The 12,458-nt window shown below is 60.1% G+C and carries 14 protein-coding genes; 6 read left to right on the top strand and 8 right to left on the bottom strand.

The features are described 5' to 3' along the window. Positions 1–923: hydantoinase/oxoprolinase N-terminal domain-containing protein (locus ACIQ3A_RS11285; RefSeq protein WP_396431839.1), on the bottom strand; the 923-nt coding region annotated here is incomplete at its 3' end. Positions 924–957: 34 nt separating this feature from the next. Beyond that, positions 958–1,491: a winged helix DNA-binding protein gene (locus tag ACIQ3A_RS11280; RefSeq protein WP_396431838.1), complete on the bottom strand. Its 534-nt coding sequence runs from the start codon at positions 1,489–1,491 to the stop codon at positions 958–960. Positions 1,492–1,705: 214 nt separating this feature from the next. On the opposite strand from ACIQ3A_RS11280, the gene ACIQ3A_RS11275 reads away from it, so the two are divergent. The 5 genes from ACIQ3A_RS11275 (at position 1,706) to crcB (ending at position 6,029) form a co-directional block, all read left to right on the top strand. Next, positions 1,706–2,680 carry a TRAP transporter substrate-binding protein gene (locus ACIQ3A_RS11275; RefSeq protein WP_396431837.1) on the top strand — a complete coding sequence of 325 codons (975 nt, stop codon included), beginning with the start codon at positions 1,706–1,708 and terminating at the stop codon, positions 2,678–2,680. A 4-nt stretch (positions 2,681–2,684) separates the two neighbouring features. After that, positions 2,685–3,194: a TRAP transporter small permease gene (locus ACIQ3A_RS11270; RefSeq protein ID WP_396431836.1), complete on the top strand. Its 510-nt coding sequence runs from the start codon at positions 2,685–2,687 to the stop codon at positions 3,192–3,194. Between the two features lie 5 nt (positions 3,195–3,199). After that, a complete protein-coding gene (locus ACIQ3A_RS11265) occupies positions 3,200–4,501 on the top strand; it encodes a TRAP transporter large permease (protein WP_396431835.1) in 1,302 nt (433 codons plus the stop codon). A gap of 79 nt (positions 4,502–4,580) precedes the next feature. Then, positions 4,581–5,591, top strand: coding sequence for a recombination-associated protein RdgC (locus tag ACIQ3A_RS11260; RefSeq protein WP_396431834.1), 1,011 nt, complete (start codon positions 4,581–4,583; stop codon positions 5,589–5,591). A 48-nt stretch (positions 5,592–5,639) separates the two neighbouring features. Continuing rightward, the gene (gene crcB / locus ACIQ3A_RS11255) at positions 5,640–6,029 is read left to right on the top strand and encodes a fluoride efflux transporter CrcB (protein WP_396431833.1); all 390 of its coding nucleotides are present in this window, start codon (positions 5,640–5,642) and stop codon (positions 6,027–6,029) included. 4 nt (positions 6,030–6,033) lie between these two features. Here crcB and ACIQ3A_RS11250 read toward each other — a convergent pair whose 3' ends face one another. The 5 genes from ACIQ3A_RS11250 to ACIQ3A_RS11230 form a co-directional block, all read right to left on the bottom strand. Further along, positions 6,034–6,333 (bottom strand): hypothetical protein, encoded by a 300-nt coding sequence (locus ACIQ3A_RS11250; RefSeq protein ID WP_396431832.1) that lies wholly within the window; start codon positions 6,331–6,333, stop codon positions 6,034–6,036. 8 nt (positions 6,334–6,341) lie between these two features. After that, positions 6,342–6,596, bottom strand: coding sequence for a MoaD/ThiS family protein (locus ACIQ3A_RS11245; protein WP_396431831.1), 255 nt, complete (start codon positions 6,594–6,596; stop codon positions 6,342–6,344). Between the two features lie 15 nt (positions 6,597–6,611). Next, positions 6,612–7,958 (bottom strand): NAD(P)/FAD-dependent oxidoreductase, encoded by a 1,347-nt coding sequence (locus tag ACIQ3A_RS11240; RefSeq protein WP_396431830.1) that lies wholly within the window; start codon positions 7,956–7,958, stop codon positions 6,612–6,614. 116 nt (positions 7,959–8,074) lie between these two features. Then, the gene (locus ACIQ3A_RS11235) at positions 8,075–9,922 is read right to left on the bottom strand and encodes an aldehyde ferredoxin oxidoreductase family protein (RefSeq protein WP_396431829.1); all 1,848 of its coding nucleotides are present in this window, start codon (positions 9,920–9,922) and stop codon (positions 8,075–8,077) included. A gap of 39 nt (positions 9,923–9,961) precedes the next feature. Then, the gene (locus ACIQ3A_RS11230) at positions 9,962–10,438 is read right to left on the bottom strand and encodes a 4Fe-4S dicluster domain-containing protein (RefSeq protein ID WP_108405480.1); all 477 of its coding nucleotides are present in this window, start codon (positions 10,436–10,438) and stop codon (positions 9,962–9,964) included. Between the two features lie 153 nt (positions 10,439–10,591). On the opposite strand from ACIQ3A_RS11230, the gene ACIQ3A_RS11225 reads away from it, so the two are divergent. Beyond that, on the top strand, positions 10,592–11,716 hold the full coding sequence (locus ACIQ3A_RS11225) for a helix-turn-helix domain-containing protein (RefSeq protein ID WP_396431828.1): 1,125 nt from the start codon (positions 10,592–10,594) through the stop codon (positions 11,714–11,716). Positions 11,717–11,719: 3 nt separating this feature from the next. Here ACIQ3A_RS11225 and ACIQ3A_RS11220 read toward each other — a convergent pair. Continuing rightward, positions 11,720–12,458 (bottom strand): substrate-binding domain-containing protein (locus ACIQ3A_RS11220; protein ID WP_396431827.1); only part of this gene is annotated, 739 nt, incomplete at its 5' end.

The raw sequence follows: 12,458 nt of genomic DNA, 5'->3' as shown, positions 1-12,458 counted from the left end.
TCGAACTGACCTGCAAAGTGCGACACATCGGTGGAGGTCCCCCCCATGTCAAAGCCAATCACTTTGGCATGCCCGGCCAACTGGGCGGTGCGGGCCATGCCCACGATGCCGCCTGCCGGACCACTCAGGATCGCGTCCTTGCCTGCAAAAACCTGAGCGTCCGTCAAGCCGCCCGAGGACTGCATGAACATCAGTTTCACACCAGGCATCTCACTGGCCACCTGGTCGACATAACGGCGCAGGATGGGCGACAAATACGCGTCCACCACGGTGGTGTCACCTCGACTGACCAGCTTCATCATTGGGCTGGTCTGGTGCGAGGTACTGACTTGCGTGAAGCCGACCTCGCGGGCCAAACGCGCAGCGATTTGCTCGTGCGCCGTGTGGCGCCAGCCGTGCATGAACACCACCGCCACCGAGCGCAGGCCCTGGGCAAAGCCATGCGCCAATTGGGTGCGTAAATTCGCCACATCAAGGGGCAGCAAGACCTCGCCATCGACTGCCACGCGCTCTTGCGCTTCCACCACGGCGCTGTAGAGCAACTCGGGCAACACGATCTGGCGGTCAAACAAACGCGGGCGGTTTTGGTAGGCAATACGCAACGCATCACCAAAACCAGTCGTGGTCACCAACAAAGTGGGTTCACCTTTGCGCTCCAGCAGCGCATTGGTGGCCACCGTGGTGCCCATCTTGACGCACTCGACCAACTCGGGCGTGACCGGTTGACCAGGTTGTAGGCCAAGCAAGTGGCGAATACCGGCGACAGCGGCATCGCGGTACTGTTCGGGGTTTTCGCTCAGCAACTTGTGCGTGACCAGAGACCCATCTGGCCGCTTGCCCACGACGTCGGTGAATGTGCCGCCACGGTCTATCCAAAATTGCCAACGGTTTTTTCCAACAGGTGTGATGTGGGATTCGCTCATAAGTCGCTCAACAATCAAAATTCAAAAACCAGGTTCACAAAGAAGCGGCAGCTCGCGCCGCCTGGTCGTACATGCCCGAAAGCACACGCAGCAATCGGGCCAATTCGCCAATGTCCCGGTTCAGGCCATCGTCGGCCTTGAGCGCATCGATCAGACAGTTTTCGCGAATTTCCCGGTAACGCTGCACATGCTGGCGCCCCACGTCGGTGGCGGCATAGGTCACATCCTTGCCGTTCTTTCGCGAGATCACCACGCCCAGGCCTTGCAGCTTTTTCAGGGCGTAATTGACCAAATGTGTGTCTTCGATGTTCATGATGAAACAGATGTCGGCCAGCCGTTTGTCACGCGCGCGGTGTGTCACATGGTGCAGCACCAAAACGTCCAGTGGCGTCAGGTCTTTCAGCCCAGCAGCCGCCATGCAGTGGATGATCCAGCGGTGAAAGGCGTTGCCCGCCACGATCAGGCCAAACTCGAACTCGCTCATCTCGGCACTGTCGGGTGAGACCAGATGGGCAGAGGACACGATTGGGCTGGCACCGGAAACTGTGGGTGATTTTTTGCGCGGCATGTGTTCCGTTATTTCGATAGGTGAAGTGAAAGTCTAGTCTCGATGCCAACAATTTGCCAACAATTTGTTGACATTAAGGGAAAGTACCCATCCCAAGATCTGGCAACTTGCCTACAGTCAAGGCCAGCCAGATGCACCAGATGCGCGCTTGAAGCGGGCATGCCTCTTGCAAAGCCCGGTTGACCGCTTATTTCAACACTTCACAGGAGTTTTCATGCAACGTCGCGCCCTCCACCTCAGCCTGTTGGCTGGTTTGCTCGCAGTTTCTGGCCTGGTCGCCGCCCAGACCAAATGGGACCTGCCCGCCGCCTACCCCGCCACCAATTTCCACACGGTCAACATGACGCAATTTGCCGCCGATGTGGACAAAGCCACAGCGGGCAAACTGAAGATCACCGTGCATGCCAACGCATCACTTTTCAAGGCCCCAGAAATCAAGCGCGCAGTGCAAGGCGGCCAAGCCCAATTGGGCGAAATACTGCTGGTCAACTTCCAGAATGAATGGCAGCCCTTTGGTGCAGACGGCCTGCCGTTTCTGGCCGACAGCTACGACGAGTCCATGAAACTCTACAAGGCCCAAAAACCGCTGCTCGAGAAAAAACTGGGTGAGCAGGGCATGATGTTGTTGTACTCGGTCGCTTGGCCACCGCAGGGCATTTACAGCAAAAAACCCATCAACAGCGCGGCCGACCTGAAAGGCATCAAGTGGCGCGCCTACAGCCCGACCACCGCCAAAATTGCTGAACTGGTGGGCGCACAACCCGTCACCGTTCAAGCGGCTGAATTCTCTCAAGCCCTGGCCACAGGTGTGGTCGAATCCACCATGACATCGGGTGCCACCGGCGTGGACAGCAAGCTGTTTGAGCACCTCAAGTTTTACTACGATGTGCAAGCTTGGTTGCCCAAAAACGCAGTGATCGCCAACAAGAAAGCCTTTGATGCGCTGGACAAACCCACACAGGACGCCCTGCTGAAAGCTGCAGCCGAGGCCGAAACCCGCGGCTGGACCGAGTCCCGCAAAGTGAACACGACCACCCTCGAAACGCTCAAGGCCAATGGCATGACCGTGGCGCCGCCTTCTGCGCAGCTCAAAGCCGACATGAAGAAAGTCGGAGACGTCATCATGAAGGAGTGGTTGGAAAAGTCGGGTGCAGAGGGCAAGTCCATCGTTGACGCGTTCAACCGCTGAACCGATGAGAAGACTGCTTAATGCCGTCTATGAAAGTGCCGCCGCCCTGGCGGCACTTTGCATGTGCGGCATGCTGTGCATGGTGCTGCTGTCCATCCTGAGCCGACAACTGCACTTTCATGTACCTGGCACCGACGCTTATGCCGGTTACCTGATGGCTGGTGCTGGCTTTCTGGCGCTGGCGCACACCTTGAAGCGGGGTGAGCACATCCGCGTCACCCTGGTGCTGGGCATGTTCAAGGGCCAATCACGACGTGGCCTTGAAATTTTCAGCCTGGTGCTGGCCAGCCTGCTGGCCTTGTTGTTTGCTTTTTACAGTTGTCGTCTGGTGTGGCAATCCGTCGAGTTTCACGACATTTCGACCGGCAATGACGCCACCCCTTTGTGGATACCGCAATTGGTCATGGCCTTTGGCACCGTGATTTTTGCCTTGGCCTTTGTGGATGAACTCGTGCTCGAAATCTTCGGGCAACGCGTCTCCACTGAAAGCGGCGAGATGCTGCGCAACGAATGATCGCCATGAATGACTTGATGATCACGGGACTGCTGGTCCTGACACTGTTTTTGATTTTAGGCAGTGGCGTGTGGATCGGCCTGGCGCTGTCGGGTGTGGCCTGGGTGGGCATGCAAGTGTTTTCTGCGCGGCCTGCGGGGGATGCGATGGCAGTGACCATCTGGGGATCCTCCTCCAGCTGGACGCTAACGGCTTTACCGCTCTTCATCTGGATGGGTGAAATCCTGTTTCGTACCCGCCTGAGTCAGGACATGTTCAAGGGCCTGGCCCCCTGGATGCAAGCCCTGCCGGGTCGCTTGCTGCACACCAACGTGGTCGGCTGCGCCATTTTTGCGGCCGTCTCTGGATCGAGCGCGGCCACCTGCGCCACCATTGGCAAGATGACGCTGCCCGAGCTGAAAAGGCGGGGCTACCCCGAAGACATGGTGATCGGCACGCTGTCGGGCTCGGGAACTTTGGGGCTGCTGATTCCGCCTTCGATCATCATGATCGTGTATGGCGTGGCTGCCGATGTGTCGATCGCGCAACTGTTCATCGCCGGGGTCTTGCCGGGCTTGCTGCTGGCCGGTCTTTTTTCGGGCTACATCATTTACTGGTCGCTGCGCCACCCTGACCAAATCCCCCCCCGCGACGCCCCCATGAGCTTTGTGGAGAAGCTGCAAGCCTCCAGCAGCCTGATCCCGGTGGTCTTGCTGATTGCGGCCGTGCTCGGCTCGATCTACACCGGCTTTGCCACCGCCACCGAAGCGGCTGCCGTGGGTGTGGTGGGCGCTTTGGTGTTGTCTGCCTTGCAGGGCTCCATGAGTTGGTCGGTGTTCAAGGAGGCCTTGATGGGCGCCACGCGCCTGTACTGCATGATTGCGATGATCCTGGCGGGGGCCGCGTTTTTGACTTTGTCCATGGGCTACATCGGCCTGCCCCGGCATCTGGCGGAATGGATCGGCGGCCTGGGGCTCAGCCCCTTTGCCTTGCTCATGGCTTTGATGGTTTTTTTCATCATTCTGGGGTGCTTTCTGGACGGCATCTCGATGGTGGTGCTGACCATGGGCGTCTTGATGCCCACGGTTCAAAAAGCAGGCATCGACCCGATCTGGTTTGGCATCTTCGTCGTGTTCGTGGTCGAAATGGCCCAGATCACCCCACCCGTGGGTTTCAACCTGTTTGTGCTGCAAGGCATGACGGGCAAACAACTGCCCTACATCGCCCGCGTGTCCATGCCCATGTTTGCATTGATGGTGGGGGCAGTCTTGCTGATTTATTTTGTCCCCGGCATCGTGACGTGGCTGCCCAACCAGATGAAACTCTGATTTTCAGCGGCGCCGCATCCTCTATGATTCAACCCGTCCCCAGAGGACGGGTTGTTCATTTGGGGCGATAAGGAATGCTGTGTTCAAAAATGTGATGGTTTACCGCATCGGCGAGGGCTTTGCGCCCACTTTGGCCGATGTGCAGGCGGCGCTGATGCCGGTGGAATTTGTGGCGTGTGGCGCCAGCCAGGAAAAGTCTGTTGGCTGGGTGCCGCCGCGGGGTGAAGCCCACGGCCCTTTGGTGGAGTCGGTGGCAGGTCAGTGGATCTTGAAACTGATGATCGAGTCCAAGGCCGTGCCAGGCAACGTGGTGCGGCGCAAGGTCGATGAACGCATCGCCGAGATCGAAGCTGCGACGGGCCGCAAACCCGGCAAGAAAGAAAAACGCGACCTGATGGACGATGTGCTGTTGTCGCTGTTGCCGCAAGCTTTTGAGCGCCAGTCGACCGTGCTGGTCTGGATGGACCTAGAAAACCGCAGGCTGGTTTTGAACGCTGGCAGCCAGGGCAAGGCCGACGAAGTCATGTCGGCGTTGATGAACGTGATGGGTGGCCTGTCGGTTTCGCTGATCCAGACCGTGACCTCCCCACAAGCGGCCATGACGCAGTGGCTTTTGGCCCGCACAGCCGACGAATGGCCTGCCGACCTGACGGTGGAGCGCGAAACCGTGCTCAAGTCCACCGGCGAAGATGCGGCCAGCGTGCGCTTTACCCGCCACCACCTGGCCAACGACGATGTGCGAAAACACGTGCTGGAAGGCAAGCTGCCGACCCAACTGGCGCTGAGCTGGGACGGCCGTGTGGCCTTCGTGCTGACAGAAACTTTGCAGCTGAAAAAACTGCAGTTTCTGGACGGCGTGATGGACGAATCGGGCACTGACAAAAAAGAAGGCCGTTTTGATGCGGATGTGGCTTTGTCTACCGGCTTGCTGGGGCCCTTGATTGACAGCCTGATCGAGGCCTTGGGCGGCGAGATGGAGCTGGGGGCCGCTGCGGCTGACCAAGCCCTGCCCAAGCCCTTGCGCACAGTGCTCAATTCGACCGTCGCAACAGCGGCAGCGGGGACGGATGACGAAGACCCGCCGTTTTAAAACCCGGTGTTTCATCACCTTTAAGCCCACGCCGAAAGGACCCGCTCCATGCTCACTGTGATCGCGATTTGCCTGGGCGCTTGCGTGGGCGCGGTGTCTCGTTGGCAATTGGGTTTGTGGCTCAACCCTGGCCCCGTCAGCAGTGGCCTGCTGCCCTGGGGCACGCTAGCGGCCAATTTGATCGGCGGCTACCTGGTGGGCGTCTGCGTGGGGGTGTTCCAGCAGCTGCCCGAACTGGACCCAGTCTGGCGGCTGGCCCTGGTCACCGGGTTTCTGGGGGCTCTGACCACGTTTTCCAGCTTCTCGGCCGAAGTGGTGGCTATGCTGCAGCAAGGCCGTTTTGCACTGGCCGTGGGCACAGCGTCACTGCACTTGTTCGGCTCACTGGCCCTCACGCTGCTGGGGCTAAAGACGGTGGGACTGCTGTGGGTGCGGTAAGTGGCTATCCGCCACCACGCTGCATGTACAAATCAAAACGTTTCATGAAGGTGTAACGCGCATCGGCCTCCAAGCCCTGAAACGCAAAGTTCACCCGCAGCACAGGCATGCGCATCAGCGCAATCACGCGAGGGGGCATGACCTGCCAGCGCAAACTCAATTTGCCTGCGCCGATGGTGGCCTCGGCCGTGGCCTGCGACCGCTGCCATGCGCTATCCCCCATGGCGGCGGGCAGCCAGCCGAGCCACTCGGCCTCGGTGCAGCCCATGTCGCGCTGGAACTGCTCGGCATAACTGGACTGCATGGGCGCGCTCAGCCCCCGGCTACAGGGGGCCAGATGGCCAGCACATCGCCATCGACCAAGGTGGTTTGACCACGGTCTTCAGGCGCGATGTATTTGCCGTTGACCAGCACCAAATGCACCAGCTTGGGCGGCATGCCAAAAGGCTCGATGATCTTGCTGATGCTGGCGTCAGCCGCCACATCGAGGTTGATCTGGTTGCTGCGCCGGGCCTCGGCAGGCAAATAATCGGTCAGCGTGGCGAACAGTTTGAAAGTGATGTTCATACGGCCATTGTCACTTCATCGGCGGCGCGCATCGGCGGCCCCACTCCAACGGCCTTGCCCTTGGGCACAGTCCAGGTAGGCGTCCATCAGCTTGGTGGGGTCGTGCATCAACCGGTCTTTCCAGTCGCCCAGATGAACCTGTCCTTCGACCAGGCCGCGCATCACCCCCACATGCTCGGTCCAGCCCACGCTGTTGCAGCCCACCATCACATCGTCCTTGAACTGCAGGCTCAGGTGGCGCCCAGCGGCCTTGTCGGTCAGCACCGCAGATTGCCCACCCGACACGCCCTCCCAGTTGCCAAAACTGGTGGAGATCAAGCCCAGGGTGTCGAGCACGTTGATTTGCGTGACGCCTTTGAGCTCGGTCTTTTGGCCCAGCATGTTCAGCGCAGCGACACGCGCTTGCTCCGCTGCGTTGGGCTGAATGGCACTGACAATTGTTTTGCCACTGACCAGGTCAAAGGCTTCAGCGCAGTCACCTGCTGCATAAATGCCGGGCACATTGGTTTGCAGATGCTCGTCGGTCAAAACGCCTTGCAAACAGGTGATGCCGCTGTCCTTTAAAAAGCCAATCGCTGGGCGCACGCCGGTGGCGCTGATCACCAGATCGGCCGCCACGGTCTGACCGTTGGACAAACGCACCTGCAGGGCCCCACCAGCATCGTCTGAAGACAAGCCCACAGCCGCTGCCAGCTTGCCGAGCAAGCCTTTTTCAGCGCCAGCGCTGCCCGAGGTGATGGCTTCGACCTTGGTGCCGGTGAACACCTGCACGCCTTTGGCTTCGCACCAGTCACGGATCATGCCGCCCGCTACCGGGCCCATCATGCGGGGCACCATGCGGTCGCCCATCTCGACCACGCTGAGCTTGACGCCGCGTGCAGCCAGTGATTCCATGATGATGCAGCCAATAAAGCCGGCACCCATTTGCAAAACCCTGGCGCCTGGCTTGGCCAGCGCCTGAATGGCGCGGGCATCCTCCAGTGTCCAGCACGGGTGCACGCCGGGCAGGTCCATGCCCGCAATCGGGGGCCGCACCGGATGCGAGCCCGTGGCAATCAACAGCTTGTCAAAGGCGAGCGACTGGCCATTCTCCAGTTGCACCGTTCTACCCGCAGCGTCTACCCGCGTCACTTTGGCCTTGACCTGGGTGATGCGCAAGTCGTCAAAGTGCGAGGCACTCTTGCGCAAGTAGGTGCCACGCTCGTCGATGTTGCCAATCAGCAGGTAGGGAATGGCCATGCGCGAGTAAGGCGCATCAGGCTCGTCACCCACCAGGGTGATGGTGTCAGCAGGCGCGTGTTTGCGCAGGGTCTCGGCGGCGATGACGCCGGCAGGGCCTGCGCCCAAAATGACGTGGTGCATGGTTCACTCTCCAAATGCAGGCAGCGGCCCGAAAAGGCCGCTGCACAAGGGTTCATCAAGCCTCAGACCTTGCAGACCCGCCAACGTGGTTGGCCGCAAAGTCAGAGGCATGCAACTCAAAGCCCCAAACGTGCCTTGGTCTCGGCCGTTGGGCGGCCTTCTGTGTCCCAGCCGCGGGCAGCGTAGTACTTGGGCAGCATCTCGGGCAGCATGCTCACTTTGCCTTTGGACGGGCCGGTTTTGGCGGCCTCGGTCAAGAGGCGCTTGGGCAGGCTGTCATCGGCCTTGGTGAAGCCAGCGGCGTTGTTGAACTCGCGCTCCATGTTCCAGATGCGTTCGCCGATTTTCTCCAGCTCTTCGGTGGTGTACTCGTCGTCACAGGCGGCTTGCAGTTGTGGCGCCAGATCGGCCACACCCCAGGCAAAGGTGGTGAACACGCACAAGCCCGAAGAGTCAAAGGCGGCCGTGGCATCTTGGAATGCCTTGACCAGCTCGGGTTTGCCTTCGTGCTCAAGCGGGTCGGTCTTGACCGGGATGCCCAGCACTTCAGAGGCGATGGTGTAGCCGCGAAGGTGGCAGGCACCACGGTTACTGGTGGCGTAAGCCAAGCCAATGCCTTGGATCGAGCGACCGTCGTAGGCTGGGAATTCCTGGCCCTTGACGCTCATCGACAAATCGGGGTGACCGTACTTGGCGGTCAGGCGCTTGGAGCCCTGGCCGATTTCGATACCAAAACCTTCGCCCCTGGCGGTGATTTCAGCAAAGTGTGCAAGCGCCTCGGCAGAGCCGAACTTGGCGTCAATGCCCAGTTGCTCTTTGGTCAGCACCCCCATTTCATAGAGCTCCATGACCGCGCCCACGGTGGCACCAAAGCTGATCGGGTCAAAGCCCTCTTCGTTGCACAGCAAGTTGGCGTACTGCAGGGCTTCCAGGTCTTTCACACCGTTGGCTGCGCCCAGAGCCCAGGCTGCTTCGTATTCCAGGCCGCCATTGGCACCCCAGTATTGCGGTTTGTTTTGCACCGTGAAGTGGCCTTCATCCATGCGGCTGATGCGGCCGCAAGCGATGGTGCAACCAAAGCAGGCTTGGTTGGTGACCAGGTGCTTTTTGCCGTCGGTCGCACGGGGCGTGACCATGGCTTCGGCTGAAATGTCCTTGGCACCTTCGAACTGCACGTCGCGGTGGTTGCGGGTGGGCAAGGCGCCCATCTCGTTGATCACGTTCATCAGCACCTGGGTGCCATAAGCCGGCAGACCCTGGCCCGTGACGGCGTTTTCGGCGAGGATTTTTTTCTTCTCGAAGGTCACCTTCATGAAGGCCTTGGGGTCGCGGATATTGCCCACGCCCTTGGTGCCGCGCACAGCAATGGCTTTCAGGTTTTTGCTGCCCATGACCGCGCCCACACCCGAGCGGCCCGCCGCACGGTGCAGGTCGTTCACCACGGCAGCGAACAAGACCTTGTTTTCACCGGCCTTGCCGATGCTCGAGACACGCAGCAGCGGGTCTTGCAGGCTGGACTTGAGGACTTCTTCGGTCTTCCAGACGCTTTGGCCCCACAGGTGCGAGGCATCGCGCAGTTCGGCCACATCGTCATTGATGTAGAGGTACACCGGCGTGGCCGATGCGCCTTCAAAAATGATCATGTCCCAACCGGCCATTTTCAGCTCGGCACCCCAGTAGCCGCCCGAGTTGGAGCAGGCGATGGCACCCGTGAGGGGGCCCTTGGTGATGACGGTGTAGCGGCCACCGGTGGAGGCCATGGTGCCGGTCAAGGGGCCAGTGGCCCAGATCAGCTTGTTGTCGGCCGACAGCGGGTCGACTTTGGGGTCGACTTCGTTGATCAGGTATTTGCTACCCAGACCGCGAGAGCCGATGTAGGCACGTGCCCACGCCATGTTCAGCGGTTCGGATTTGACGGTGCCCGCGGACAGGTTGACGCGGAGAATTTTTCCAGCCCAAGACATGTTGATGCTCCTTGCAGGTGCTTGATTTAAGCGGCTAAATTAAGAGGCTGAAGGCTGATTGCCCAACTTGTCGGCCCACTGCTTCATTTTGTCGATGCCGGTCCAGTTGGCGTCGACAAAGGTGATGGCGCCGGTGGGGCAAGCCTCGACGCAAGCCGGATCGCCACCGCACAGGTCGCACTTTTGGACTTTGCCGGTCTCTTGCACATAGTTCACGGTGCCGAATGGGCAGGCGATGGTGCAGACTTTGCACCCGACGCAGGTCGACTCGTTGACCACTTTGGCGCCCGTGGCTTTGTCCACGGTAATGGCTTCCACAGGGCAGGCATGCAGGCACCAGGCTTCATCACACTGGGTGCAGGTGTAAGGCACCTTTTTACCGGTGTGGTGGAAGTCAAAGACCTTGATGCGTGATTTGGAGGTGGCGTATGTGCCGTAGTTCTCAAAAGAACAGGCCATTTCACACTGCAAGCAGCCGGTACATTTGTCCGGGTTGATGTGCAGGACTTTCTGCATGGGGATCTCCTGTGAGGTGGCGGGCTGTTCAAGCCCACGCTTATGAATCAGAATGCATAGCCATTGTGTTGGCATGCGCTTGCAATATGATGCGGATTAACCCTAGGTTCACCAGGGTTCCTTCAGAAATTCTCAGCTTGATACACACCTGACATGCCCCTGACTTCACTCACAAGCGACCGCCTGGAACGGATTGCACAGGCCCGTGAACTGGTTTTTCAGGGGCGTTCTGTTGCCCAAGGCGCTGGCGTTTCCCCCTGGATCACCCAGTCGTGGCAGCGCTGCCTGGCGATGGGCCTGCAACCCGCCAAGTCTGTGGGTTTTGACGCCGTGTCGGTCCAGCACATGCGCCGCGTGCAGGAGGCCAGCGGCCCTTTGGTCCAAGCTGCCCAGCCCGTATTGACCGAGTTGGCGCGGGCGATTGCCGACATCCGCTATTTCGCCATCCTGACCAATGCCGAGGGCATCGTGGTGGATGTGCATGGCCCAGTCGACCGGCAAGACCGCCGCGCCGGGGTGATTGCCCGTGTGGGCGTAGATTTGTCTGAAAAGGCCGTGGGCACCACCGCCATCAGCGCGGCACTGGCCGAACTTCAGCCCGTATGGATGCACCGCGGCGAGCACTTCTTTCAGGACACCAGTGTCTACAGTTGCGCAGGCGCACCCGTGTTTGGTCCGGACGGTTTGTGCGCGGGCATGCTCGACCTGACAGGCATTGAGACCACGGAGCGCCCAGCCCTGAAGCATTTGGTGCGCCGCTCGGCCCGAAGCATCGAAAACGGCTGGCTGCTGTCGAGCGCACATGCCCTGGTCTTGCGTCTGAATTGGCCTGGCAACCAGCCGGGCGACGACAGCGATGGCTTGCTGACGCTGGACCCCGATGGCCATATCTTGGGCGCCAACCCCACCGCCCGGCAAATGCTGTCTTTGTCCCCTGCGACCCCCGGCCAGCCGCTGCACGCCAGCGATGTTTTTGCCTCACCCTGGGAAAACCTGTTCGACGCCGCCGGCCATTCGGGCAACACCCAAGAGTTGCCGCTTTGGTCAGGCTTGCGCTTGCAAACCCAAGCCTTGCGCTATGGCAACACTTCAGCGTCTGTGAGCCCCGTCAAGGCCGGCGCTCTGTCCAACGCAACCGCCAAACCCCTGAAGGACAGGCAGACCGACATGATCCGTGAAGCCGTCAACCAGGCGCGGGGCAATGTGGCCGAAGCCGCCCGAAGCTTGGGCATCAGCCGGGCCACGGTTTACCGCAAGCTCGGCGAGCCCAGACACTGAGCCTTACTTGTTCGCGTTTGGAAAGAACAGCTGCTCACCACCGATTTTGTAGTCGGCAATCGTGGTCTGGCCAGCGGCGGAGGTGATCCAGTCGACAAAATTTTGCGCATCGACTTGCTTGACGTGCGCATGCTTGGCGGGATTGACCACCATCACGCCGTACTGGTTGAACAACCGCTGATCGCCCTCCACCAACACCGCCAGATCGGCGCGGTTCTTGAAGTTGAGCCAGGTGGCTCGGTCTGCCATCACATAGGCCCCCGAAGACGCTGCAATGTTCAAGGCCGGGCCCATGCCGCAGCCGCACTCCTTATAGCCACTGCCTTTTTGATCGGTTAATTTGGCCATTTTCCAGAAACGCAACTCCGCCGCATGGGTGCCACTTTTGTCACCCCGCGAGACAAACGCCGTGTTGCTGGCAGACAGCTTGGCCAAAGCCACCACGATGTCTTTGCCCTTGGTGCCTGCCGGGTCGGCCTTGGGACCGATCAGCACAAAGTCGTTGTACATGACGGGCAAGCGCTTGAGGCCAAAGCCGTCGGCCACAAATTTCTCTTCCGCCACCTGGTCGTGCACAAACACCACATCGGCGTCACCACGGCGCGCCATGTCCAGCGCCTGGCCCGTGCCCAACGCCACCACTTTCACGTCCAGCCCGCTGGCTTTCTTGAAAGTGGGCAAGAGGTGGGCAAACAGGCCCGACTGCTCGGTGGAGGTGGTGGACGACATCACGATGGACTGG

Source organism: Limnohabitans sp., from assembly GCF_044361985.1.
Taxonomy (GTDB): Bacteria; Pseudomonadota; Gammaproteobacteria; order Burkholderiales; family Burkholderiaceae_C; genus Limnohabitans_A.
Note: the sequence above shows the minus strand (reverse complement) of the source record. Positions and strands in the feature narration are given on the sequence as shown.